At 66.6% G+C, this 24,839-nt stretch carries 21 protein-coding genes; 8 read left to right on the top strand and 13 right to left on the bottom strand.

What is annotated here, in order from left to right; genetic code table 11:
* The first annotated feature begins 4 nt into the window (after positions 1-4).
* Together ABAZ39_RS16775 and ABAZ39_RS16780 are read left to right on the top strand one after the other, a co-directional pair.
* Positions 5-916: a DMT family transporter gene (locus ABAZ39_RS16775; protein ID WP_051658199.1), complete on the top strand. Its 912-nt coding sequence runs from the start codon at positions 5-7 to the stop codon at positions 914-916.
* A gap of 117 nt (positions 917-1,033) precedes the next feature.
* A complete protein-coding gene (locus tag ABAZ39_RS16780) occupies positions 1,034-1,432 on the top strand; it encodes a hypothetical protein (RefSeq protein WP_014197122.1) in 399 nt (132 codons plus the stop codon).
* 16 nt (positions 1,433-1,448) lie between these two features.
* Here ABAZ39_RS16780 and ABAZ39_RS16785 read toward each other — a convergent pair whose 3' ends face one another.
* The 5 genes from ABAZ39_RS16785 to rimI form a co-directional block, all read right to left on the bottom strand.
* On the bottom strand, positions 1,449-2,933 hold the full coding sequence (locus ABAZ39_RS16785; protein WP_051658200.1) for an alkaline phosphatase D family protein: 1,485 nt from the start codon (positions 2,931-2,933) through the stop codon (positions 1,449-1,451).
* 251 nt (positions 2,934-3,184) lie between these two features.
* The gene (locus ABAZ39_RS16790; protein WP_103039101.1) at positions 3,185-3,412 is read right to left on the bottom strand and encodes an anti-sigma factor family protein; all 228 of its coding nucleotides are present in this window, start codon (positions 3,410-3,412) and stop codon (positions 3,185-3,187) included.
* Positions 3,413-3,742: 330 nt separating this feature from the next.
* Positions 3,743-4,216, bottom strand: coding sequence for a sigma-70 family RNA polymerase sigma factor (locus ABAZ39_RS16795; protein WP_014197118.1), 474 nt, complete (start codon positions 4,214-4,216; stop codon positions 3,743-3,745).
* A 488-nt stretch (positions 4,217-4,704) separates the two neighbouring features.
* Complete coding sequence (locus tag ABAZ39_RS16800) at positions 4,705-6,186, bottom strand: RimK family ATP-grasp domain-containing protein (RefSeq protein ID WP_040134069.1); 1,482 nt, start codon at positions 6,184-6,186, stop codon at positions 4,705-4,707.
* Positions 6,186-7,367 carry a ribosomal protein S18-alanine N-acetyltransferase gene (rimI, locus tag ABAZ39_RS16805; RefSeq protein WP_051658201.1) on the bottom strand — a complete coding sequence of 394 codons (1,182 nt, stop codon included), beginning with the start codon at positions 7,365-7,367 and terminating at the stop codon, positions 6,186-6,188. The genes ABAZ39_RS16800 and rimI overlap by 1 nt, the downstream gene beginning before the upstream one ends.
* 301 nt (positions 7,368-7,668) lie before the next feature.
* Here rimI and ABAZ39_RS16810 point away from each other — a divergent pair, with 301 nt between their 5' ends.
* The 6 genes from ABAZ39_RS16810 to ABAZ39_RS16835 all read left to right on the top strand — a co-directional run bounded on the left by ABAZ39_RS16810 (position 7,669) and on the right by ABAZ39_RS16835 (position 17,362).
* On the top strand, positions 7,669-10,167 hold the full coding sequence (locus ABAZ39_RS16810; RefSeq protein ID WP_040134070.1) for a glycogen/starch/alpha-glucan phosphorylase: 2,499 nt from the start codon (positions 7,669-7,671) through the stop codon (positions 10,165-10,167).
* Between the two features lie 308 nt (positions 10,168-10,475).
* Positions 10,476-11,504 (top strand): aspartate-semialdehyde dehydrogenase, encoded by a 1,029-nt coding sequence (locus ABAZ39_RS16815; protein WP_040134071.1) that lies wholly within the window; start codon positions 10,476-10,478, stop codon positions 11,502-11,504.
* Between the two features lie 152 nt (positions 11,505-11,656).
* Complete coding sequence (locus tag ABAZ39_RS16820) at positions 11,657-13,324, top strand: hypothetical protein (protein WP_144243580.1); 1,668 nt, start codon at positions 11,657-11,659, stop codon at positions 13,322-13,324.
* Between the two features lie 233 nt (positions 13,325-13,557).
* Entirely contained in the window at positions 13,558-15,165 is a 1,608-nt protein-coding gene (locus ABAZ39_RS16825; RefSeq protein WP_040134073.1) for a peptide chain release factor 3, read from the top strand.
* 219 nt (positions 15,166-15,384) lie between these two features.
* The gene (locus ABAZ39_RS16830) at positions 15,385-16,962 is read left to right on the top strand and encodes a sensor histidine kinase (protein WP_040134074.1); all 1,578 of its coding nucleotides are present in this window, start codon (positions 15,385-15,387) and stop codon (positions 16,960-16,962) included.
* Positions 16,955-17,362 (top strand): response regulator, encoded by a 408-nt coding sequence (locus tag ABAZ39_RS16835; protein WP_040134075.1) that lies wholly within the window; start codon positions 16,955-16,957, stop codon positions 17,360-17,362. The genes ABAZ39_RS16830 and ABAZ39_RS16835 overlap by 8 nt, the downstream gene beginning before the upstream one ends.
* Before the next feature lie 10 nt (positions 17,363-17,372).
* Here the strand turns inward: ABAZ39_RS16835 and ABAZ39_RS16840 are convergent, their stop codons facing one another.
* The 8 genes from ABAZ39_RS16840 to ABAZ39_RS16875 form a co-directional block, all read right to left on the bottom strand.
* Positions 17,373-18,152, bottom strand: a complete 780-nt coding sequence (locus ABAZ39_RS16840) for a LamB/YcsF family protein (RefSeq protein ID WP_040135406.1) — start codon at positions 18,150-18,152, stop codon at positions 17,373-17,375.
* Positions 18,149-19,234: a 5-oxoprolinase subunit C family protein gene (locus tag ABAZ39_RS16845; RefSeq protein WP_040134076.1), complete on the bottom strand. Its 1,086-nt coding sequence runs from the start codon at positions 19,232-19,234 to the stop codon at positions 18,149-18,151. The genes ABAZ39_RS16840 and ABAZ39_RS16845 overlap by 4 nt, the downstream gene beginning before the upstream one ends.
* Positions 19,231-19,953 (bottom strand): 5-oxoprolinase subunit PxpB, encoded by a 723-nt coding sequence (pxpB, locus tag ABAZ39_RS16850; protein WP_040134077.1) that lies wholly within the window; start codon positions 19,951-19,953, stop codon positions 19,231-19,233. The genes ABAZ39_RS16845 and pxpB overlap by 4 nt, the downstream gene beginning before the upstream one ends.
* 11 nt (positions 19,954-19,964) lie before the next feature.
* Positions 19,965-21,266, bottom strand: coding sequence for a TRAP transporter large permease (locus ABAZ39_RS16855; protein WP_040134078.1), 1,302 nt, complete (start codon positions 21,264-21,266; stop codon positions 19,965-19,967).
* A 3-nt stretch (positions 21,267-21,269) separates the two neighbouring features.
* A complete protein-coding gene (locus ABAZ39_RS16860) occupies positions 21,270-21,779 on the bottom strand; it encodes a TRAP transporter small permease (protein WP_040134079.1) in 510 nt (169 codons plus the stop codon).
* 154 nt (positions 21,780-21,933) lie between these two features.
* Complete coding sequence (locus ABAZ39_RS16865; RefSeq protein WP_040134080.1) at positions 21,934-22,920, bottom strand: TRAP transporter substrate-binding protein; 987 nt, start codon at positions 22,918-22,920, stop codon at positions 21,934-21,936.
* Between the two features lie 19 nt (positions 22,921-22,939).
* The gene (locus ABAZ39_RS16870; protein ID WP_014197101.1) at positions 22,940-23,785 is read right to left on the bottom strand and encodes a putative hydro-lyase; all 846 of its coding nucleotides are present in this window, start codon (positions 23,783-23,785) and stop codon (positions 22,940-22,942) included.
* Between the two features lie 43 nt (positions 23,786-23,828).
* Positions 23,829-24,791 carry a LysR family transcriptional regulator gene (locus ABAZ39_RS16875; RefSeq protein ID WP_040134081.1) on the bottom strand — a complete coding sequence of 321 codons (963 nt, stop codon included), beginning with the start codon at positions 24,789-24,791 and terminating at the stop codon, positions 23,829-23,831.
* Between the last annotated feature and the right edge of the window lie 48 nt (positions 24,792-24,839).

Raw genomic sequence — 24,839 nt, forward strand, 5'->3', positions numbered from 1 at the left:
GACGATGACCGTGCAAGCGACCACCGCCGCCGCGGGCGGGCGGCCCGATTGGGTGCGCCTGATGCCGGGCGTCTTCGTCCTGCTGTGGAGCACCGGGTTCATCGGCGCCAAATACGGCCTTCCCTACGCGGAGCCGCTGACCTTCCTGCTGGTCCGGCTGGGGCTGGTCGCGGTGATCCTCGGCATTGTCGCCCTGGTCACCGGCGCGCCTTGGCCGAAGAGCTGGGCCGAGGCCGGGCGGATCGCGCTGGCCGGGCTCCTGGTGCACGGCGTCTATCTGACCGGCGTGTTCTGCGCCATCGCCAAGGGCATGCCGGCGGGTGTGACCGCTCTGATCGTCGGCATCCAGCCGCTGCTGACCGCCGCCCTCTCGGGCCCGCTGCTGGGCGAGCGGGTGAGCGGACGGCAATGGGTGGGCTTCCTGATGGGGCTGGCCGGAGTCGGGCTGGTGGTGGGCGAGAAGCTCCACTTCGACTCCACCGACGCGCTGGGCATCGGGCTGGCGCTGGCCGCCCTGATGGGCATCACCTTCGGCACGCTCTACCAGAAGCGCCACGGCACGGCAATGGACCTGCGCAGCGGTGCCGCGATCCAGTACGCCGCGACCGCGGCGGTGCTGGCCGTGCTGGCCCCGTTGTTCGAGACGATGCGCATCGATTGGACCGGCGAATTCGTCTTCGCCCTGCTGTGGCTCAGCTTCGTGCTGTCGGTGGGAGCGATCTTCCTGCTGTTCCTGTTGATCCGGCGCGGTGCGGCGGCGCGCGTGGCGAGCCTGTTCTATCTGGTCCCGCCGGTGACGGCGGTGATCGCCTGGGCGATGTTCGGGGAGCGGCTGGGACTGCTGGCCCTGTCCGGCATGGCGCTGGCGGTCGCCGGGGTCGCCCTGGTCAATCGCAGTGCCAAGCGTGCGGCCTGACGCCGTGCGCATTGCCTCGGCGGGGCGCTCCGACTATGCTTTCCCGCACCGGCAAAAGTTCCGGCGGCGTCCGCTGGTTCAACCACGCTTCGGCAAACCACATCGGAAGTGAGTGTCATGGACGGCCTGGAGCCCATCTCGCTCGATGACAACCAGACCCTTCAGGCCATCGGCATCCTGGCCGATGTCCTGGACGGGGTGGACGGCCCCGGCGGGCTGGACACGGTTCTGGTTTCCAAGGCGCTGCGGCAGGTGATCGCCACCAAGTCCCAGCCGGCCTTCGAGTTCGCCACCCGCGCCTTCAACACGCTCGATGCCGACGTGCGCCGTCAGGTGGCGGAGACCGCCGATCAGGCGGCCCACGATTCGGTCGAGCTGCGCGCCCGCGTCGGTGGCTTCCTGGCAACCTCGGCCAAGGCGCCGGGGGCCGGCGGGCCGGCCACGCCGGCGCAGGCCACCAGCTTCCTCAACGCGCTCAATCTGCGCAACCGCCGCCGGTCGCCGCAGTCGGAGTGAGCCGGCTCAACTCCGGTCAGATCACCTGGGTGTAGCGGTTCGGCTGGCCCTCGGCGGACCAGCGGGCATGGATTTGCCCCTTGCCGTCGAAGATCAGCGACAGCCAGTTGCGCTGCCGGATGATGCGCTTGCCCGACTCAGGAAAAGCCGGCATTTCGAAGACATAGCCGTTGGGCAGGGTTTCCTTGCGGCCGGCCAGCCATTCCAACGCGAAGGCGGTGGCCTTGGCGGGCGGCGGATGGACGACCCCCGACGCGATGAGCTGCCAGATCTCCACGCCGCCGCCGCGCAGCACGGCCCGAGCGCCCGCGTGGATTTCGCCCGATACGGACGTTACCCGGCACCCGGTGCGCCGTGAGAATTCCGCCAGCAGGCCGATCAGGCGCAGCCACTCCTCGGCGTGGGCCGGGCTGCGCCACTGGTCGCGCAGATCGTCCTCGATCCCGACGCGGACGGGCGACAGGCCGACCGCCCGCTCCATCACGCCGGTGTCGAGGTAGAGCAGCGGCACGCTGGACATCAGGATCAGGTGGCGGCAACCCTTGAAGCGTTCCAGCCACTCCGGCAGGGCCTCCCACACCCGGTCCGACAGAACGCGGCGGGGCGTGCGGTCGCTGCGCATGTCCAGCGCCAAGACGCCGACGTCGCCGAGCCTGAACCCCTGGCTGAAGGAGTCCATGGGCGCCCCCCACACGCATTCCGGCTGGGCGCCCTCCATGGCGGCCAGTTGGAACAGCGAGAAATGGCGGCGGGCGGCCGCGTACACGCCGCGCCAGGCCGGGGACATCATCTCCTCGTCCGGGTGGGAGCCCCAGCCATCGAAGATGTCGTGGTCGTCCCACATCATCACCGAGGGAATGCGCGCCGTGACCGCCGCGGTTTCCGGCTGGCCCCAGACCCTCAGATAGAGGTCGAAGTAGAAGTCTTCCGCCTCTTGCGCCATGGCGGGGGAGAAGGGCTCGTCCAGGCGGGCGGCGTCGGTCCGCTTCTTCCAGGCGCTGAGCAGCGGCGGCTTGCGCCACACCGCGTCGGCGTAGAGCTGGTCGCCGCCTTGCAGCAGCAGGTGGAAGCGTTCGCCCTCATGGCGGCGGCGCAGGTCACCCCACAGGGCGTTGCGCGGCGCGTCCAGCCCGGCGATTTTCTCCTCGTCCTCCGCCCCGTTGCAGGAGACGTAGGCGATCCGCGGCGGCGAGGCACGTCCCGGAACGGTCACCGCCCAGGTGTCCCCCGGCGAGGCCCCGTCGGTGAAGCCATAGGCGGCCTCGACATCGCGGGCGCCGCGCGGAATGGCGAAATCGAACCGCCAGACATGCCGATTGCCCCGTTGGGCGAGGTGGCGGGGCGGAACGGGCAGGGTCACGCCGTCCACCCGCAGATCGTAGGGTTCGGCGTCGCCGTCCAGCACGAAGAGGGCGGACAGCCACCAGCGGTCGCCTTGCTCTCCCCGGAAATAAAGGACGGGACCCAGAATGATGTTCGGTGCCGGCCTGCCGCGCGCCATGGACGCTGTTTATCCTCTTCGTTCCCGCCGGTCCGGGCGCCCATGGCCCAGCTTCCGTTTCCGCGGCTCCTGTTTATGGGAAAAGCCGCCGGTCTGTAAAAGGGGCAAGCGTTGATCCGAAGGGGGAAGCCGCGTGGAAATGCGGGAGGACCCGCAACGCCGGTGGGAACGCCAGGGTGCGGGCAAAAAAAGCGGGCGGCCGGGTCGTCCGGTCGCCCCTCATGTGACGATGGAACGCGGGAATCGGGTGGCTAGTCCTTGCGGCGCTGCCTCAGCAGTTCGAGCATGCGCGCCGGTACCGGCTCTTCCAGCACGGGATCGTAAAGGCGGTGAAGCTCATCCACATGGCTTCTGTGGAAGGTCACCACGGCCTTTGCGTCGGCATCGTCCTCTACGGACTGCTCGAACTCCTGACGCTCCTTATCGTCCAAGGCACCGTCAAGATATGCGTTGATATGGTTCATCGTCACACGCTTCATATCTTTTGATCCCGGAACGTCTCCGGAGGCCATCCCCCTGAGACGGAAACGATCCGCGACGCAGAGTTCAATATAGTGCGGCGGGCACGGCGTCGGGAGTGGTGACTTACCTCTTCTTATGGGGATGATGCGATACCGCCAAATGGATGGCGAAGCGTATCCGATCGGTCCCCGTGGATGTTCGGCCACTCCGCAGCAGCCATACTCGTTTCACACGCGGAATGTAACAGCCGCTCCCATCGGTTGTTCCGGCGCCGGATTGTCCGATGCGATGGAAGAATCAACCTGTTGTACGGTTGCCATACCCCGCGGCGCATTCCCTGCCGCGCCCTAGGCGGCCATCAGGTTGTTCAGCCGTTCGCGGGCCCGGCACAGGCGGGACCGGATGGTGCCGATGGAGACGTTCAGCTTCTCCGCGGCCTCCTGATAGGGGCGGCCTTCGATGGCGACCAGCTTCACGACCTTGCGCTGGCTGGGGGTGAGGGCACCGAAGGCGCGGTCCACGTCGCGGAAGACCAGCCGGGCGATCTGCGAGGCCTCGACCGACATGGCGCCGTCCCACAGTTCGACCTTGGTGACGTGCTTTTCACGCTGGAGGTTGTTGAAATGCAGATTCTTCAGCATCGTGGTCAGCCAAGCCTGCATATTGGTGCCGGGCTCGAAACGATGCTGGCGGGACAGAGCGCGGGCAAGACAGTCCTGGGTGAGATCCTCGGCGGCGCTGACGTCGCGCGTCAACTTGCAGGCATAGCGCTGCAGGTTCGGCATGCAACGGATCAGTTCGGCTTCGAAACAATACGCCATTGTTGCTCTTCCTCCAGCTTCTCTTCATTCGGCGGGGCTGCCGGTCCGTAGTGACGGCGCCCCCGTCCCGAGAGTTCAGTTCGCGGGATTCCGACTCCCGAGGCTTCGGTGGGAGACGATCCCTCTTTCGACGCGCCCAATTTTCGACGCGTGGTCCCTTCCGGCGCCGGTCCTGTGGCCGCGCCGGTTTTTGCGATTCGTGTCGGTGGTTTAGAATGCGGTGGTGCTGCCTAGCAGTGTCCGGGTGTCGGTCCGGCGCAGCACAATGAGCAGTTCGTCGTCATCAACGGTCTCCCGCTCTCCAGCCTGGGCAACTCCAAAGCGTTGATGCGCTTCGGTGTTGCTCCCGTTCGTGGTGACGTTGATTTCATAACGCGGTGGGAAGAGGCTTGTTCCCCGGCGGCCACAGCCGAAAACATCTTAGGAGGAGAAGTGATTGGAATGTGGGGGTCATCCAAACGGATGGCGGAACTGCCCGAAGGGGGATTTCAGGCGCCAGAGCCGGGCTTGCGCGGCCGCGATTCCAAGCGGCGCAAGAATTCACCCATGATGAGGCGGTACAGGCCATCTTTCAGCTTAGCGTCTTCGACGCCGAGGTCGATGCTGGGGTTGTCGTTGATTTCGATGACGAAGACGCCGCGCTCGTTCTGCTTCACGTCCACGCCGTAGAGCCCGTCGCCGATCAGTCCCGCCGCCTTCACGGCGGTCTCGATGACCTCGCGCGGCGCCTCCTCGACGGCCAGCGTGCGGGAGGAGCCTTGCTCGGCGCGGCCGTTGCCGCCATGCTTGACGATCTGCCAGTGCTTCTTCGCCATCAGATACTGGCAGACATAGATCGGCTGCCGGTTCAGCACGCCGACGCGCCAGTCGAACTCCGTGTACATGAACTCCTGGGCCAGGATCACGTCGGACTGCTCGAACAGGCTTTGCGCCGTCGCGTCCAATTCGCTGCGGGTCTGCACCTTGAAGACGCCGCGGGAGAAGGAGCCGTCCGGAATCTTGAGGACGATGGGGTAGGGGATCTCCTGGTCCAGCGTCGCCAGCCCGCGCTTGTCGAAGATCACCGTCTTCGGCGCCGGGATGCGGTTGGCGCGCAGCAACTCGGCCAGATAGACCTTGTTGGTGCATTTCAGGATCGAGTTCGGATCGTCGATCACCGGCATGCCCTCCGCCGCCGCCTTCTTGGCGAAGCGGTAGGTGTGGTGGTCAAGATTCGTCGTTTCGCGGATGAACAGCGCGTCGAACTCGGCGAGGCGGGCGTAGTCCTTCTTCTCGATCAGCTCGACCGCGATGCCCAGGCTTTCCCCGGCTTTGACGAACTTCTGGAGCGCGCGCGGGCTCGAGGGCGGAAGCTCCTCCTTCGCGTTGTGCAGGATGGCCAGCGTGTAGCGCGGCGGCGCCTTCGCCGTCGGCTCCCGCCAGGAGGTCCGGGTGTAGGCGTCGAGCGCCGCCTGAAACAGCGGTTCCTGGTCGGGCCGAAGGTCGGCCAGCGACAGCGGTTCCAGGGCATGGACGGTCCAGCCGTCCTTCAGCCGCACCTGAACCTTCAGCAGCGGACAGCGGAACAGGTCGAAGATCGTCCGGGCGATGTCCTGGAACCGGGCGTCGTCGGCGTGGCCGAAGAAGAGGGTGAGATTGAAGGACGCTTCCGGCGGGTGGTCCATCCGCTTGATCGCCTTGCGCAGCGCCTCCTCCACCTCGGCCAGCTGGGCGCGGTAGAAGGTCTTTTGCGACAGGTCTAGGATGGTCCGGACGGAGGGGATCACCCGCTCGCCGCGCGCCTCCGCCAGCAACGAGACGTAGTAGCCGGTGCCCAAATAGCGGTAGCTGCGCGACAGGTTCAGCACCCGCGCGCCGCGCGGCGCCTGCTCCGGGTGGGCGATGTAGTCGCGGGCGCTGATCACCGGCAGCCCGTCCTTCGCCCATTTCACGTCTGCCCGGCGGTCGACGACCAGGAGATGCGCGGGCATCAGTCGGCGGACCCATCAGAGAGCTGGGGGCGGAGGAGAAGGGCGGCCTTCAACTGGGCCTTTCCGTAGCGGGCCATGCGCTCGAAGTCGGCTTTCGGGATCGGCATGTTCATCCGGTCGATGTGAGCGTGGTGACGGTCGTACACAAGCGGATCATGAACATAGAGAAAGCGGTCGTCGGCACCGGTCACGACGACCCAATGCGGAAATTTTTCGTGATAGATCCGGTAGGAGCTGATGAGCACGATGGGGATGGCCCCGCCCGCCACCGCGTCGGCCATGTCCTGGGCGGTCAGGGTGTTGTGGCGGACGGTGGCGCCGCTGCCTTCCAACTCGTCGAGGAAGTCCTCGTGCACGATGCGCATGACCTCTTTCTTCTCGTCGCTGCGCACGCTGTCCAGGAAGGGGGTGGCGTTGTCCTTGATGTGGATGTCCACCGCGAAGCCGCGCCGCGCCGCCGCCAGCGCCAGCCCGAACGGGCCGCAGCCGCCGTGGCCGGAGGTCATGAACACCGTGGTGGATTCCCGCCACAGGCGGATTTCCAGCTTGCGCCCCAGTTCGATCTCCGCGGGCTTCAGCGCCTTCATCGCCATCATCAGGGCCGACGGGCCGCAGGTGAAGTCCAGGGTCTGCTGGTAGTAGGGGACCAGGGGCCCGCCCAGCGGCGCGCTGGGGCCGCTGTGGCCAAGGCGCTTCTCCAGCCGCAGCGCCTCCATGTGGTCTTCGTAATAGTCGGTGTAGACGCCGAACTCGCGGTAGCCAGCCTTCTTGTAGAGATCGATCGCCGCGGCGTTGTCGCGCCGCACCTCCAGCCGCAGGTAGATGCAGTCCCGCGAGCGGGCCGCCTGCTCCGCCGCGGCGAGCAGCCGCTTGGCGACGCCCTGGCCGCGGTGGTCGGGATCGACGGCGAAGGAGTAGAGCCGGGCGAGCGACGTGCCGGAATGGAAGGAAACCAGCGCGTAGCCGACGACCGCGCCGCTGTGGACTTCCACAAGTCCAGTGGCCTTGGCTTTCGTGAGCAAATATTGAAAACTACGTCGGGTCAGGCGGTCGGTGGCGAAACACCGCTCCTCGATGACCAGCAGCGCGGCGATGTCCGCCGGCTGGGCTTGGCGGAGAAGGATGGTGGCGTCGCCGGGCAGGTCCTGACGGGAGTCCGCAGATACGGTATTGTCGAGCATCGGGAGGTTCAAAGAGGCTGACACGGACGCCATCTTACTCCCTCCAGCGGGGCTTCGCAGCGATTACCGAGCTTCGGTGCGCCGCGGGGGTGGTTCCCATTTTGGCACAGCGCGTGTGGCACAAGGGCAAGTCTTGGCTGTTGCTCTGGACGAACGGCCTAGCCAATTCGACAGGCCCATTCGACTGGTTGGCGCAGCGACTTAAACGTTGCTTAACCATGGACCCCGGAAACTGCCGCCGATGGAAGACCGGCTGAATAACCGCCGCTCCAGTTGGCCCTGGAAAGAAGAAAGTCAAGACATGGACGCTCGGTATAAGTCCCGCGAGATCGAACGCCGCAGTCTGGATGTCGACGGGCTGAAGCGCTCGTTTCTGGAGTGGCTGGTTTATTCCGTCGGCAAGGACGCGCGGGCGGCGACCCGGCGCGACTGGTTCCACACCGTGGCGCTCGCCGTGCGCGACCGCCTCGTGGACCGCTGGATGGACACGACGCGGACCTATTACCAGCAGGACGCCAAGCGCGTTTACTATCTATCGCTGGAATTCCTGATCGGCCGCCTGCTGACCAACAGCCTCGCCAACCTCGGCATCACCGACCAGTGCCGTCAGGCGCTCGACCGCATCGGCCTGAACCTCGACGATGTGGTGGAGGCTGAGCCGGACGCGGCGCTCGGCAACGGCGGCCTCGGCCGTCTGGCCGCCTGCTTCCTCGACAGCATGGCGACGGAAGCGCTGCCCGGCTACGGTTACGGCATCCGCTACGAGTTCGGCCTGTTCGAGCAGCGCTTCGAGCACGGCTGGCAGGTCGAGTACCCGGAGCAGTGGCTGCAATTCGGCAACCCGTGGGAATTCCCGCGCCCGGAGGTGCTGTACCCCGTCCAGTTCTACGGTCGCGTCGAGGAGTTCCGGGATTCGGTGGGCGAGCGCGCCTACCGCTGGGTCGACGCCGAGCGCGTGCTGGCCATGGCCTACGACACCCCGGTGGTCGGCTACGGCGGCGATACGATCAACACGCTGCGCCTGTGGTCGGCCCGCGCCACGCGCGACTTCAACTTCGGCCACTTCAACGACGGCGCCTACATGAAGGCGGTCGAGCAGAAGGTGCTGACCGAAAACCTCAGCCGCGTCCTCTACCCGAACGACGCGACGGAGGGCGGCAAGGAGTTGCGGCTGAAGCAGGAGTATTTCTTCACCTCCGCCTCGCTCCAGGACATCCTGCGCCGCTATCTGCAGCACCATTCCAATTTCGACAGCCTGCCGGACAAGGCGGCGATCCAGCTCAACGACACGCACCCGGCCATCGGCATCGCCGAGCTGATGCGGCTGCTGGTGGACCAGCACGGCGTGGTCTGGGACAAGGCGTGGGACATCACCCGCGCGACCTTCTCCTACACCAACCACACGCTGCTGCCGGAGGCGCTGGAGGCGTGGCCGGTGCGCATGATGGAGCGCGTGTTGCCGCGCCACATGCAGATCATCTACGAAATCAACGCCAAGTTCCTCAACCGCTCCAAGGCGCGGGCGGCGGGCGACAACGGGCGGCTGTCCCGCCTGTCGCTGATCGACGAGCGCGGCGACCGCCGGGTGCGCATGGGCAATCTGGCCTTCCTCGGCTCGCACAAGGTCAACGGCGTGTCGGCCCTGCACACCGAGCTGATGAAGCAGACCGTCTTCGCCGACTTCCACGCGGAGTTCCCGGAGCGCATCAACAACAAGACCAACGGCATCACCCCGCGCCGCTGGCTGCATCAGGCGAACCAGCCGCTGGCCGCGCTGATCACCAGCCGCATCGGCAACGGTTGGATCAAGGACCTCAGCCAGATCAAGGCGCTGGCCGAGAAGGCCGACGATCTGGTCTTCCGCGAGGAGTTCCGCCGCGCCAAGCGCAAGAACAAGAAGCGGCTGGCCGCCTATATCGCGCGCCAGACCGGGGTGGACGTGCAGGTCGACAGCCTGTTCGACGTGCAGGTCAAGCGCATGCACGAGTACAAGCGCCAGCTCCTGAACATCCTCCAGGCGATCGCGCTGTACAACGAGATGCGCGACAACCCGACCGTGTCCTGGGTGCCGGTGACCAAGATCTTCGCCGGCAAGGCGGCGCCGAGCTATCACATGGCCAAGCTCATCATCAAGCTCATCAACGATGTGGCGAAGGTGGTGAACCATGACCCGTCGGTGCACGACAACCTGAAGATCGTGCTGCTGCCGAACTACAACGTGACGGCGGCGGAGATCATCATGCCGGCGGCCGACCTGTCGGAGCAGATCTCCACCGCGGGCATGGAAGCGTCGGGCACCGGCAACATGAAGCTGGCGCTCAACGGCGCGCTGACCATCGGCACGCTGGACGGCGCCAACGTCGAAATCCGCGAGCATGTGGGCGACGACAACATCTTCATCTTCGGCCTGACCGCGGAGGAGGTGAACGACCTGCGGGCCAGCGGCGGATTCAACCCGCGCGACGTCATCGCGTCGAACCCCAGCCTGAAGCGGGCGCTGGACATGATCTCCACCGGCGTCTTCTCGCCGGACGATCCCCACCGCTACCACCCGATCCTCCAGGCGCTGACCGACGGCGGCGACCATTTCCTGGTGACGGCGGACTTCTCCGACTACTGCCAAGCGCAGCAGGCGGCGATGGACCTCTACCGCGATCAGGAGGAATGGACGCGCAAGGCCATCCTGAACACGGCCAACATGGGCTGGTTCTCCTCCGACCGCACCATCATGGAATACGCGACGGAGATCTGGGACGTGCATCCCGTGAAGCCGGAGCATCCCGCCGAAACCGAGACCTGACGCGGCCCTGTCCGGCACCGGACAAAAGCCTGGTTCGGCGCCGAACAAAAATTGTGCTGCGAAGGCGCGGGCGCTTTACAAGCCCCGCGCCTTTCGTTTATCTAGCGAGTTATGAATCGCTCGCTCGCCATCACCACCACCACTACCAAAACGACCCGCCCCGGCGGGCCGTCGGATGGTGGCGTGCGTTGATCGAGTAAGACGCTTCACCCACCACGAAGGCCCCGCCGGACACGGACGGGGCCTTGGTGCATCTGGGGCCGCCGTCCACGCTCGATCCGGGCAAGACCAAAGGACGGACCACACCCATGAGCACCTCTTCCCCTTCTCCCCGCCGCGTTGCCATCGTTGGTGCCACGGGCGCCGTCGGCCGCGAAATGGTCGATGTTCTTCACCGCCGTTCGTTCCCGGTCGCGGAACTCGGCCTGTTCGCGTCGGAGCGCAGCGCCGGCCGCACGGTCGAGACCCCGTTCGGCGAGAAGACCCTCGTGGCGTTCGATGTCGAGAAGGTGAAGGGTTACGACATCGTCCTGCTCGCCGTGTCCGGTGATTTCGCCAAGGAGCACGCGCCGGCCATCGCCGCGGGCGGTGCGCTGGTGATCGACAACTCCTCGGCCTTCCGCTACGACGATAACGTCCCGCTGATCGTGCCGGAGATCAACGCCCACGCCATGGGCGCCATCGAACAGGGCAAGGGGAAGCTGATCGCCAACCCGAACTGCACGACCGCCATCGCCGTCGTGGCGCTCGGCCCGCTGCACAAGGCCTTCGGCTTGAAGCGCGTCATCGTCTCCACCTATCAGGCGACCAGCGGCGCCGGAGCCGAGGGCATGGCCGAGCTTGAGGAGCAGACCCGCAACCAGCTTGACGGCAAGCCGGTCGTCAACAGCGTGTTCCGTCATCCGATCCCCTTCAACCTGATCCCCCAGATCGACGCCTTCCAGGAGAACGGCTACACGAAGGAGGAGATGAAGGTGACCTGGGAGACCCGGAAGATCCTGGAGATTCCGGACCTGCCGGTGAGCTGCACGGCGGTTCGCATCCCGACCTACCGTGCCCATTCCGAGGCGATCACGGTCGAGACGCTGTCCCCGGTCACCCCGGACGCCGCCCGCGCCGTGCTGGCCGACGCGCCGGGCGTGGTGGTGAAGGACGTGCCGGCCGACGGCGTCTACCCGATGCCGATCAACGCGACCGGCCAGTTCGACGTCGAGGTGGGCCGCATCCGCACCAGCCTGATCTTCGGCGACCACGGCCTCGACCTGTTCGTCTGCGGCGACCAGCTCCTGAAGGGCGCCGCGCTCAACGCGGTGCAGATCGCCGAGCTTTCTCTGTAACGTCATCGTCGCTTCGTCGAAAAGGCGCTGCGGGCCGAAAGGTCCGCAGCGCCTTTTTTTGTGCACCGTCAGAAAACATTGGCTAGCATGATAATAATTATTCAATTTTGCGGATGAATCATAATGATTCTTGCTGATTCTGAGTGGTGAAATTGAGCACACTTCGTGCCGATCATTACATTTATTGCAACGATACAATCTATCCGGAAGTCAATACCGACATTCGCAATGATTTAAAGCGGGGGTGCAGCATGCCGGAAGAAGGACAGCAAGCGCAGAGCAGCATCGGACAGATGCTGAAATTGATTGAAGACGCTACCGATGCCTGGAACAGCGTCGATACGATCATCGAGTTGATCACTGGTGACGACGGCGGACTGAGTCAGGTATCGGCTCAATTGACGGAGCTCACGAGTGTCTGTCAGGCAGGGTTTTCATCCGTCGTCCAGGCCATCGCGAACGCGGAGACGCAGCGGGAGTGGGACGCCTTCGCGACGAAGATTGAGGGCATCCAACAGAGCATCGCCGGCTATTCCAACGAACTGCAATCGCTCGACAAAAACCTGACAATTATCGTTAATTCAAAGAGCTACAGCTTCAAGGACTGGTGCGAGGGCAGCAGTGGCCTTTCCGGTGCGCTGAATTCGCTCGCCGGCTTGGCGGAGCAGATGTGGTCACTGTTCCAGTCCGGTGGGGTTGGCAATCCGCCACTTCTCACCGTCTGGTCCAGCGTGGTGCAGTCGGGCGGCAACGCTTCGGCAGGCCAGACACAAATGACAATGCTGTACGCTCTTTATCAGGAATTCTATGGAACGCTGCTGAAATTGTTTTACGTTCGTGAGAACGCATTGCAAATCTATTACAACAACTATGGGAAGGGTGACTTCCTGCCGTTGACGCAATACACCATTCCAAGATACTTCGGATCGGTTACATCCAGCGATACGACCTGCGTCTGGGCGATTTTTGGCGCAAAATTCGAATCCATCCTCGCTTCGACGATTCCCAACAACGATCATCTGCTCACGGCGACCGATGGCGGTGACTATACCGGCACCGATTCGTCGATGTGCATCGGTTCGCTGGGGGAATCCAGCAAGCCTGTGATCACTCTGGATCAAAATCCAATCAGCGTGAGCGGTCAGGCCAACACCTGCTTCGCGCAACTGCAGTTTGCAAGCAGTCAGGGAACCCACTTCTTCCTGCAGGGAACTCCGGTGACTGTCGGTCCCGGTGGCGTCTTCACGGCGGGTTCTCCGATTCCCGCCGGTCCGGGGGGCTTGTCGGGTGGCGGGCCGAACAGCGTGTTGCCCATGATGATCACCCTCCAGGATGGGCCGATCACACAGGCGCCCTTTTTCAATGGTGCCTATGTCACGCCGCCGGCCCAGCCCACCGATCCCAGCAAATCCCTGGTCGTCACGGGCTTCCAGGTGACGACCGTCGACGGCAGGATCGGGATTGCCCTCCAGTATGGTGAGCTCGACCTGACCGACATCAACGCTCCCACCGTCACCGTCACCAACAGCAGCTACGTTCAGCCGCAACCGGGAGGCCCGACCAACACGCAGGGTTCGGCGCTGCCCGGCATGTTCCCCCTGTGGACCGGTTCGCCCGCCATCGAAACGATCGACCAGCGGCCGGTGGGCACCAAGGCGAACTTCCCGATCACCAACGCCACCTTCACACCCCAGAGTACCCGTCTGGGCCTGTATGTGCAGACGGCGTGGACCGGGTATCAGGCCGCGGCCTTCCAACCGACCTCGGCGCTGACCTTCACGCCGACCGTTCCGGCAACCCCCGCTATGGCGTCGGCCTGAACGGAGTCCGGTTCGTTTGCCTCCTTCCTCCGCCCGGTTCGCGGCGGGGGAAGATGGCGTGCGGTCATGTTCAAGGCGCGCCGGCTCAACCGCCATATGGCCCTGCTCATACGGCGACACTGGCACCTTTGACATCCCGCTGCTAAATATAGCCCCGAACGATGAGGGCCGAGGGGCAGCGACGCTTCCGGCCCTCCTTCTCTTTGTCGCTACGCTGGTTACGGGATTCGCGCATGTCCGAGCTTCTGGACGCTGTTTCCCGGCGTCGAACCTTCGCGATCATCGCGCACCCCGACGCCGGCAAGACCACCCTCACCGAAAAGCTGCTGCTGTTCGGCGGCGCCATTCAGATGGCCGGCGCCGTGAAGGCCCGCGGCGAGCAGCGCCGCGCCAAGTCGGACTGGATGAAGGTGGAGCGCGAGCGCGGCATCTCCGTGACCGCCTCGGTCATGACCTTCGATTACGAAGGGCGCACCTTCAACCTGCTGGACACGCCGGGCCACGAAGACTTCTCGGAGGACACCTACCGGACGCTGACCGCGGTGGACAGCGCCGTCATGGTGATCGACGGCGCGAAGGGCATCGAGAGCCAGACCTTGAAGCTGTTCGAGGTCTGTCGCCTGCGCGATGTGCCGATCATTACCTTCTGCAACAAGATGGACCGCGAGGCCCGCGACCCCTTCGACCTCATCTCCGAGATCGAAAGCTCGCTGGCGCTGGAGGTCACCCCGGCGAGTTGGCCCATCGGCATGGGCCGCGACTTCCTGGGCTGCTACGACCTGATCCGCGACCGCCTGATCCTGATGGATCGCACCAAGGGCGACGAGATCGACGATGGCATCGAGTGCAATGGCCTCGACGACCCGCGCCTCGACGAGTTGCTGCCGGACCACGCCGTGGCGAAGCTGCGCGAGGAGGTGGAGATGGCCCGCGGGCTGATGCCGCCCTTCGACCTGGAGGCCTATCGCGCCGGCCATCTGACGCCGATTTATTTCGGCTCGGCGATCAACAACTTCGGCGTGCGCGAACTCCTCCAAGGGCTGGCCGAGAACGCCCCGCCGCCGCGCCCGCAGCCGGCGGAGCAGCGCTCGGTGCGGCCGGATGAGGGCAAGTTCAGCGGCTTCGTGTTCAAGGTCCAGGCCAACATGGACCCGAACCACCGCGACCGCATTGCCTTCGTGCGCATCTGCTCGGGCAAGTTCAAGCGCGGCGCCAAGCTGAAGCATGTCCGTTCGGGCAAGCTGATGGCGGTCAACAACGCCGTGCTGTTCCTGGCCCGCGACCGCGAGCTGGCGGAAGAGGCGTGGCCCGGCGACATCATGGGCATTCCCAACCACGGCAGCTTGCGCATCGGCGACACGCTGACGGAGGGCGAGGACCTGCGCTTCACCGGTGTCCCGAGCTTCGCGCCGGAACTGCTGCAGCGCGTCCGGCTGGAAGACCCGATGCGCGTGAAGCACCTGCGCAAGGCGCTGGAGCATTTCGCGGAGGAGGGGGCCTCCCAGGTGTTCAAGCCGCTGACCGGGGCGGATTGGGTGGTCGGCGTGGTCGGCCAGCTGCAGTTCGAGGTGCTGGCCGCCCGCATCGAGGCGGAATACGGTCTCGCCGCCCGCTTCGAAGGGGCGGGGGTGGACGCCGCCCGCTGGATCGAGACGGACGACGAGGACCAGCTCAAGAAGTTCCTTGACCTCAACCGCTCGGCGGCGGCGGAGGACCATGACGGAGCGCTGGTGTTCCTGGCCCGCAACGCTTGGCACCTGAACCGCACGCAGGAGGATTTTCCGGCCCTGCGCTTCCTGAAGACCCGCGAGCAAAACCGCAAGGTGCACACCGCCGCGTAACGTGCATCCAGAACCATGCGGAACGCGCTGACCATTGGTTGGCATCGCGTTCCACGTGTTGCTCCGCCACCCTGATTCGAGTAGCGTTTGCGGATACAGCCTCCGCGGCATGGTGCCGCAAGGCGTTGTGCTTCAAGGTTTCGGGGCGAGATCAGAGAAACGGCGGCGTTTCCGGACCCGGCTGGGCCGTGGACGGTGACCGGAAAAAAGAGGGGCGGCATGTTCGGTGGCGTGGAAGCCTTCTTCGACACCAGCGCGTACTTGCCTCACGGCGTGTGCCTGTTCTGGCGTCCGGAAATCCTGACCCTGCACATCGTGTCCGATGTGCTGACTGGCTTGTCCTATTATTCGATCCCGGTGGCGCTGCTTTACTTCGTCGTGAAGCGCCGCGACGTGGCCTTCACCTGGGTCGTCTGGCTGTTCGCCGCTTTCATCCTGGCCTGCGGCACGACGCATTTCTTCAGTTTGTGGACCTTGTGGTATCCAGACTATGCTGTGGAAGGCATTGTCAAGGCGCTGACGGCGATGGTGTCGGTGCTGACCGCCGTCGCTTTGTGGGTGCAGATGCCCAAGGCCCTCGCTCTGCCCAGCGCCACCCAGCTCGCCGACGCCAACGGAGCCCTTCAGCGCGAGATCGAGATCCGGCGTCAGGCCGAACGGCGCTACGCCAGCTTCTTCAACAATCTGGCGGAGGGGCTGTTCGTCGTCACGGTGCTGCCGGACGGGGAGTTCGCCTTCGACACGCTGAACCCCGCCCACGCGCGCGCGACGGGGATCGACCCGGAGACCATCCGCGGCCGGCTGGTCCGCGAGGCCGTACCGCCGGAGACCGCCGCGGCGGTGATCGAACGCTACAGCGCCTGCGTCGCTGCGGGTGGCCCGATCGATTACGAGGAGACGCTGGACCTTCCGGTCGGGCGGCGCACGTGGCACACCGTCCTGGTACCGGTGCGCGGCGAGGATGGGCGGGTGGTCCAGATCCTGGGCAGCTCCCGCGACATCACCGACCGCAAGAGGCTTCAGGAGGAGTTGGTCCAGACCTCCAAGCTGGCGACCCTGGGCACGCTCGCCGCCGGCATGGCCCATGAGATGAGCCAGCCCCTGAACATCATCCGGATCTGGGCCGAGAACGCCCTGTCCCGCCTGCGCGACGGCGACACCGACACCGCGCGCCTGGACAAGGTGCTGACCATCATGTCGGAACAGGCGGAGCGCATGGGCCGCATCATCGACCATATGCGCACCTTCAGCCGCCGCGACGGCGCCACCCAGCGCTTTGACCCCGCGGCCAGCGTCCGTTCCTCCGTCGAGTTGGTGTCCAACCAGTTCGCCTTGGAGAACATCGAGGTCGTTAGCGACGTCCCGGCCATCGACTGCGTCACGCGCGGCCGTCCCCTGCAACTGGAGCAGGTGCTGGTCAATCTGCTGTCCAACGCGCGCGACGCCATCCTGGAATGGCGCGCCGACCCCGACGGATCACCCGCCGCCGGGCGGATCGCGGTGAACATGCGTTGCGACATGACCGCCGGGCAGGCCACCATCACCATCACCGACGATGGCGGCGGCATCGACCCGGACATCCTGCCGCGCATCTTCGATCCCTTCTTCACGACCAAGGAGGTCGGGAAAGGGTCCGGCCTCGGCCTTTCCATCGGCTATGGCATCATCGATTCGATGGGCGGACGGATCGACGCGGCGAACGTGACCCACGAGAACGGAAGCCGCGGCGTCCGCTTCACCATCACCGTGCCGGTGTCCCATCCCTCCGTTCAGGACGTGGAGCGTGCTCATGCCTGACCCCGTCACCGCTCCGTTGCATGTCCTGGTGGCCGAGGACGAATCCCTCGCCGCCATGGCGCTGGAGGATTTTTTGTCCCGCAAGGGATACCGCGTGACCCTGGCCCAGGACGGGCAGGAGGGGCTGGAGCGCTACAGCGCCGATCCCGCCGACCTTGTCATCACCGACCTGCGCATGCCGCGGATGGACGGCCGCGCCCTGATCCGCGAACTGCGGATCAGGGCCGCCGGGCTGCCGATCCTGGTGATGACCGGGTTCCTGTCGATGGAGGCGGGAGAGGACGACCTGACGTCCGACCGCTGGCAGCCGCTGGTGGTGCTGCGCAAGCCGGTCAGCCCGCAGGTCATCCTGGACACGCTCGCCAGCCTCGCCCAGGCGGCAAAGCTGCGGTCCGCGTGATCGCCCGTTCTTAAAACCGGTCCCGCAGGTCCGGCAGGGGAACGATGCGGACCCCTTTGGCCTCCAGGGTGCGGCGCAGATTGCCGGCCATGGCAACGGCGCTCGGCTCGTCGCCGTGGACGCAGACGGAATGGACGGTGCAGGGGATGCGCGTGCCGGTGACCGACAGGATCACGCCTTCCTCCAGCATGCGGAGGACGTTTGCGGCCGCCACGTCCGGGTCGTGGACCATCGCGCCGGGCTGGCCGCGCGGCACGAGGTTGCCGTTGTCGTCGTAGGCGCGGTCGGCGAAGACCTCCTCCGCCGTGGGCAGGCCCAGCGTCCGCCCGGCCCGCGCCATTTCCGACCCGGCGGTGGCGAGATAGATCAGGTTGGGATCGACGCCCTTGATTGCCCGTCCGATCGCCAGCGCCAGCCCCTCGTCCACCGCCGCCATGTTGTTCAGCGCGCCGTGCGCCTTCACATGGGTGACCGAACCGCCGGCGGTGGCGGCGATGCCCATCAACGCGCCGATCTGGTAGGCGACCATCGCCTCGACCTCCGCCGCCGACATCCGCAGGGGGCGGCGCCCGAACCCCTGAAGGTCGGGGTAGGAAGGGTGGGCGCCCAGGCTGACGCCCTTCGCCACCGCGTTCCGAACGGTCCGCGTCATCACCAGCGGGTCGCCCGCATGGAAGCCGCAGGCGATGTTGGCGGACGCGACGATGCCGAGCATGGAGTCGTCGTCGCCGATGTCGTAGGCGCCGAAGCCCTCGCCCAGGTCGGCGTTCAGGTTCACGGTGATGGTCATGGTGCCCTCCCGCACATCTCTTCTCGGTTCAGGATGTCGCCGTTGCCGTTGACGATGTCGACGACTCCGGACACGAGGTTTTCCGCGTAGAGCGCCTCCAGATCGACGCCGCCCGCCGGGCGCACCGGGCGGATGGCGCGGACCCAGGCGGCGATGGTCTGCTCCTGGCGCCGCCGGATGGCCTCCGCCTCCTCCACCGTGACGGCGCGGAAGCTGAGGGTGCCGCCGGGGCTCAGCCGGCCGACGCGGGGCAGATCGGCGGAGATCACCGTGGCGATCTTGGCGTAGCCGCCGGCCGTCTGGTGGTCGTTCAGCAGAAGGATCGGCTGGCCGTTGCCCGGCACCTGGATCGAGCCGGTGACCAGCCCGTCCGAGGGGATGTCGGCGGAACCGGTGTGGGCCAGCGTCGGCCCGTCGAGCCGCAGGCCCATGCGGTCGGCGTCCTTGCCGACGCGGTAGGTCGCCGACAGGAAGGTCTCCACCGCCGCTGCCGTGAAACGGTCCTCCTGCGGGCCGAGGACCACCCGCACCGGCCCGCCGCCGTAGTCCGGCGGCTCCGGCAACTCCACGTCGGCGCCCGGCGGGGCGTCGTTGCGGTTGAGCGGCAGGCGCGTCCCGTCACCCAGCGGCTTGCCGCCGAGCGGCCCGATGCCGGCGCGCACGTAGGTGGACAGGCTGCCCAGGAAGGGCTCCAGCGCGAATCCGCCGGCCACTGCCAGATAGGCGACCGCCGCCCCGCTGACGGCACCCAGCTTCAGAATGTCGCCGCGCGCCAGCGTGTGGCTGCGGTGGGGTTCCAGCGCTTGGGGCGGCTGCCCCTCGCGTTCCAGGCTCAGCGCCATTGGGCCGACAACGGCGACCCGGACTCCGTCGGCTTCCACTTTCAGAGCGGGCCCAAGCAGGGCGATCTCCACCCCTGCCGCGCCCGCCGGGTTGCCGACCAGCGCATTGGCGAGGCGCAGGCCGATGGGGTCGAGCGCGCCGGCCACCGGCATGCCGAGTTCCTGATGGCCGAAGCGGCCGAGGTCCTGGATGGTGGCGAACAGCCCCGGCCGGACGATGGTGAGGCAGGGGGCGCTCATGGCGCGGCCCTCAGCGTGTCGGGATCGAAGCGGCCCGCCGCGGCCTCGGCCGACAGGGCGTCGAAACGGGCGCGGTCCACCGCCTCGAACCGCACCCGGTCGCCGGCGGCGAGCAGGACCGGCGAGGGGCGGGCGCCGTCGTAGAGCGGAACCGGGCAGCGCCCGATCAGGTGCCAGCCGCCGGGGCTTTCCCACGGATAGACCGTGGTCAGCCGCCCGGCGGTGGCGACGGAGCCCGCCGGCACGCGGACCCGCGGCTCGCTGCGCCGTGGCTTCTCCAGCTCCGCCGGCAGGTCACCCATGTAGGCGAAGCCCGGCATGAAGCCCAGCATGTAGACGAAATACTCGGTCGATCCGTGGAGGTCGATCAGCCGTTCCGCCGACAGGCCGAGCGAGGCGGACAGCTCCGCGAGGTCCGGTCCCAGCTCCGCGTCGTAGCAGACGGGCAGGCGCCACAGGGTGCCTTCGGCCGGGGCGTCCCCGGCGTGGGCCAGTTCCGCCTCGACCGCAGCCTGGACCTCCCGGCGGCTGGTCACCGCCGGGTCGTAGACGACCTGGAGCGAGCGGAAGGTCGGCACCGTCTCCACCAGACCCGGCGGCGCGGCGGTCTTCAGCCGGGCGTGCAGGGCCATGACGCGGGCGTTGGTCGGGCGGTCGATGCCCTCGCCGAACTCCACGTTGAAGGCCGTGTCGCCCGCTGTGGTGAAACGGACGTCCATGATGCCGCTCCTCACCCGATCATCAGCGAGGGCAGCCACGACACCATGCCCGGGAAGATCCAGAGCAGGGCCACCATGACGATCATCATCAGGAAGAAGGGCAGGCTGGCCTTGGCGATGGTGAAGATGTTCTTGCCCGTCATCGATTGCAGGACGAACAGGTTGAAGCCCACCGGCGGGGTGATCTGGGCCATCTCCACCACGATGATGATGTAGATGCCGAACCACAGCAGGTCGATCCCGGCGTTCTGCACCATCGGCAGGATGACCGAGGTGGTCAGCACGACCATCGAGATGCCGTCGAGGAAGTAGCCCATCACGATGAAGAACAGCGTCAGCACCACCAGCAGCGACGCGGTGGTGAGCTGCATGGAGGTGATCCATTCCGCCAGCAGGCGCGGAATGCCGGTGTAGCCCATGGCCACCGTCAGGAAGGCCGCCCCAGCCAGGATGAAGCCGATCATGCAGGAGGTGTGGGCCGCGCCCATCACGCTGTCGCGGAAGGTCGCCCAGCTCATCGTGCCGGTGACCAGCGCCAGCAGCAGCGATCCCAGGACGCCGATGCCCGCGGCCTCGGTCGGCGTGGCGATGCCCGCGTAGATGGAGCCGAGCACCCCGGCGATCAGCAGCATGACGGGGATCAGCGACCCGGTGTCGCGGATCTTCTCCATGAGGCTTTGGCGCGCCTCCCGCGGCGGCACGCGGTCGGGATTGAGCAGGGACCAGCCACCCACATAGAGCATGAACAAGCCGGTCAGCACGATCCCGGGGATGACGCCAGCGATGAACAGCCGGGCGATCGACACGTCCGCCGCCACGCCGTAAACGATCATGATGATCGAGGGCGGAATCAGCAGGCCCAGCGTGCCGGCGCCGGCCAGCGAGCCGACGATCATCATCGGGTCGTAGCCGCGACGGGTCAGTTCCGGAATGGTCATCCGCCCGATGGTCGCGGCGGTCGCGGCGGAGGAACCGGAGACGGCGGCGAAGATCGTGCAGCCGACGATGTTGACGTGCATCAGCCGCCCGGGTAGCCAGCCCGTCCAGGGCGCCAGTCCTTTGAACATGTCCGACGAGATTCGCGTTCGGAACAGGATCTCGCCCATCCAGATGAACAGGGGCAGGGCGGTCAGGGTCCAGCTCGTGCTGGCGCCCCAGATGTTGGTCGCCATGACCATGCCGACGGGACGTGTGGTGAACAGCGCCATGGCGACGAAGCCGACGCCGGCGAGCGCCAGCGCCACCCAGATGCCGGTTCCCAGCATCAGGAGCATCGTCACCACGACGACGATGGAAGCGGTCGTCTGGTCCATCGGTCAGCCCTCGCTCTGCATGCCGGCGCTTTGGTAGGACGCCTCGCGCCCCTGGATCACCGCCAGCAGGTCGTCGAGGAAGGCGATCACGAGAATCACCAGCCCGACGCCCATGGCGGCCTGCGGAATCCAAAGCGGGATGGGCAGCACGCCCTGTCCCAGATCGCCGAAATCATAGGAATCGTAGGTCATGCGCAGCCAGTACCACGCGAAATAGCCGCTGAGCGCCGTGCCGAAGCCGAGGCAGAGCAGCTCCACGGCACGGCGGGGGCCGCCGCGCAGCCGGTCGACCAAGACGCCGACGCGGATGTGCGCGCCGCGGCGCAGCGCCGGACCCAGCATGAGGAAGAAGGAGGCGGCCATGCAGTAGCCGGCCAGTTCGTCGGCTCCCGGCACCATGCGGTTGGCCAGCCGGGCGAAGACCTGGGACACGATCAGCACGGCGATCAGCACCAGGAACACCGCGCCCAGGATCTCAGCGGCGCGGTAAAGGAAGGTCAATGCGGTGCGCATGGCGCGACCACCTCCGGGTAGGGCGGGCGGGGAGTTGTTTTCTTGGAAGAGTGTATGGCCCCCTCCCTAACCCTCCCCCGCTTCGCAGGGGAGGGGATCAATCTCCCTCTCCCGCGAAGCGGGGGAGGGCCGGGGAGGGGGCAGACGCCGCCGCTTACTTCCGGAACGCCGAAATGATCGCCTCGCCATCGGCGCCGGCGGCCTTGGTCCACTCGTCGGTCATCGTCTTGCCGATGGCGGCGAAGCCGTCCTTGATCGCCGGGGACGGGGTCAGCACCCTCATTCCGTTGCCGGACAGCGTCTGGTTCAGCTCCGCCGTCTTCTTCTCCCACTCGGTCCAGCCGGTGGCCTCGGCCTTGGCGGCGGCCTGCTCGACGGCCTTCTTCGTGGCGTCGTCCAGGCCCTTCCAGACCTCGGTGCTGACGAACACCATGTTGCGCGGCAGCCAAGCCTGCACGTCGTAATAGACGTTCACGAAGTCCCACGCCTTGGTGTCCACGCCGGTGGCGGCGGAGGTCATCATCGCGGTGACGATGCCGGTGCCGAAGGCCTGCGACACCTCGGCGGCCTCGATCTTGGTCGGCACGGCGCCGGCCAGTTCGGCGATGCGGGTGGTGGCCGGGTTGTAGGCGCGGAACTTCTGCCCCTTCAGGTCGGCGACGGAGCTGATTTCCTGCTTCACGTAGAGGCCCTGCGGCGGCCACGGGATCGAGTAAAGGAGCTTCAGGCGCTGACGCTCCAGCTTCTTCTCCAGATAGGGCTTCGACGCCTCGTAGAGCTTCTTGGATGCGGCGAAGTCGGTCGCCAGGAAGGGCACGGAATCGAGGCCGTAAAGCGGGTCCTCGTTCGCCCAGGAGCTGATGAGCACCTCGCCGATTTGCGCTTGGCCCGACTGGACGGCGCGCTTGATCTCCGGATGCTTGACCAGCGAGCCGTTGGAATGGACGGTGATCTGGATCTTGCCGTTGGTCGCCGCCTTCACGTCCTCGGCGAACTGGCGCACCGTGATGGTGTGCAGGTTCGTGTCGGGATAGGGGGTCGGCATGTCCCAGGTCTCGGCGAAGGCCGCGACCGGTGTGGCGCAGAGGCCGATTCCGAAGGCGGCGGCAGCGAGGCGGGTCCGCAGGGTGATCGCGGTCATGTGATGAAGCTCCCTGTTCTTATCTGAAGAGTTGCGCGACCGAAGGGGACACGCCCTCCAGCTCGGCGTTCAGCCGGTCGGTGACCAGCATGTGGCCGGGGCTGTGGGCGATGGCGAAGGGCAGGCGGGCGGCGGCGAGCGCCACCTGGGGGGTGACCCCGCAGGCCCAGAAGACGGGAACCTCGCCGGGGGCGAGCGGAACGGCGTCGCCGAACTCCGGCTGCGACAGGTCGCGGATGCCGAGCGCCGCCGGGTCGCCGATGTGCACCGGCGCGCCGTGGACGGCGGCGTAGCGCCCGGTCACCGCGGCGGCGCGTTCGGCCTGCGCGGGCGTCATCGGGCGCATCGATACCACCATGCGCCCGGCGAAGGGCGGGACGGCCACGCAGTCCCGGTCGGTCACGTACATCGGCACGTTGCAGCCGCGCTCGATGTGGCGGACCGGCAGGCCGGCGGCGAGCAGCGCCTCCTCGAAGGAGAAGGAGCAGCCGATGGCGAAGGCGACCAGATCGTCGCGCCAGACGGACAGCAGGTCCTCAGGCTCCTCCGCCAGCCGGCCGTCGCGGTAGACGCGGTAGCGCGGGAAGTCGGTGCGCAGGTCGAGGTCCGCGCCCAGCTCCGCGAAGCGGTGATCGCCGGGCTGCGACACGGCGAGCAGCGGGCAGGGAACGGGGTTGGCGCGGCAGAACCGCTCGAAGGCGGGAGCCACATCGGCGGGAACGATGGCGAGGTTCGCCTGCACATGGCCCGGCGCCAGTCCGGCGGTCGGCCCGCGATGCTCCCCCCGGCGGATCGCCAGTCGGGCCAGCAGGGCGGCGGACGCGGTATCGGGCGGAAACGGGGTGCTTGGGGTCACGGACTGCATGGCGGGCAAAACCTCGGTGACCGAACTGTTGTGCCCTAAGGGTTCACGCATCCGTCCGATCCGTCAAATTTTCATTTTGGATCGTTTGCGATAAACGGCGTTTATCGGTCGGCGCCCCATGCCGCTGCCCCCGCACAATTTCCAAGGCCATGTCCGCGACGATGGGCACCAGCGGGTTGTCGCTGTCCACCGGGTGGCAGATGGTGAAGTCGAGGTCGGGCAGCGGGTCTTCCGCCGGAATCAGCCGCAGCAACCCTTCCGCCAGTTCACGCTCGATCACGGCGGGCGGGATGGCGCTGATGCCGATGCCGTCCAGGGTCATCCGCACGATGCTGGCGAGCGAGCTGTTGCCGTAGAAGCGCAGCGGCGGCAGTCCGGGCCGCTTGAACATCTGCTGGATGGCCACCGACGGCTTGGTCTGCCGGGAAAAGGTGATGACCGGGTAGCGCGCCAGATCGGCCAGCCCGAGCCGTCCGGCGGGCAGGTCGAGCGACGGGCTGGCCACCCAGGCCATGGGGTAGCTGCTCAGCGCCTCGTTGCGCATGTCCGGCTCCGCCACCGGCCCCAGCATGAAGGCGATGTCCAGGTCGTGCGCCAGCAGCCCGTTGCGCAGGTGGATGGAGGTGTCGACCTCGATCTCCAGGCTGACCAGCGGGAAGCGGTTGTGCAGCCGTTCGATCAGGCGGCTCAGCCAAGTGTGCACGATGGTCTCCGCCACGCCGAGCCGGATCAGCCCGCGCAGGGTCGTGGATTCGGCGACCGCGTGGACCAGCTCGGCCTGGAGCGTCAGCATCCGCTCGGCGTGGTCCAGCAGCTCCATGCCCTTCAGCGTCAGCGTGACCCGCCGCGTGCCGCGGTTGAACAGCTGGACGCCCAACTCCTTTTCCAGCTGGGCGATGCGGGCGGAGATGGCCGGCTGGGTGGTGTTCAGCCGCCCCGCCGCGGCGCGGAAACCGCCCAAACGGGCGATCCACACGAAGGCTTCCAAGTTCTTTAGGTCCAGCATCGCCAAATCGCTCCGCAGCCCATACCCGCTGTTACAGTCTGTTACCAA

The sequence above is a fragment of the Azospirillum argentinense genome (assembly GCF_000632475.1).
Lineage (GTDB): Bacteria > Pseudomonadota > Alphaproteobacteria > Azospirillales > Azospirillaceae > Azospirillum > Azospirillum baldaniorum.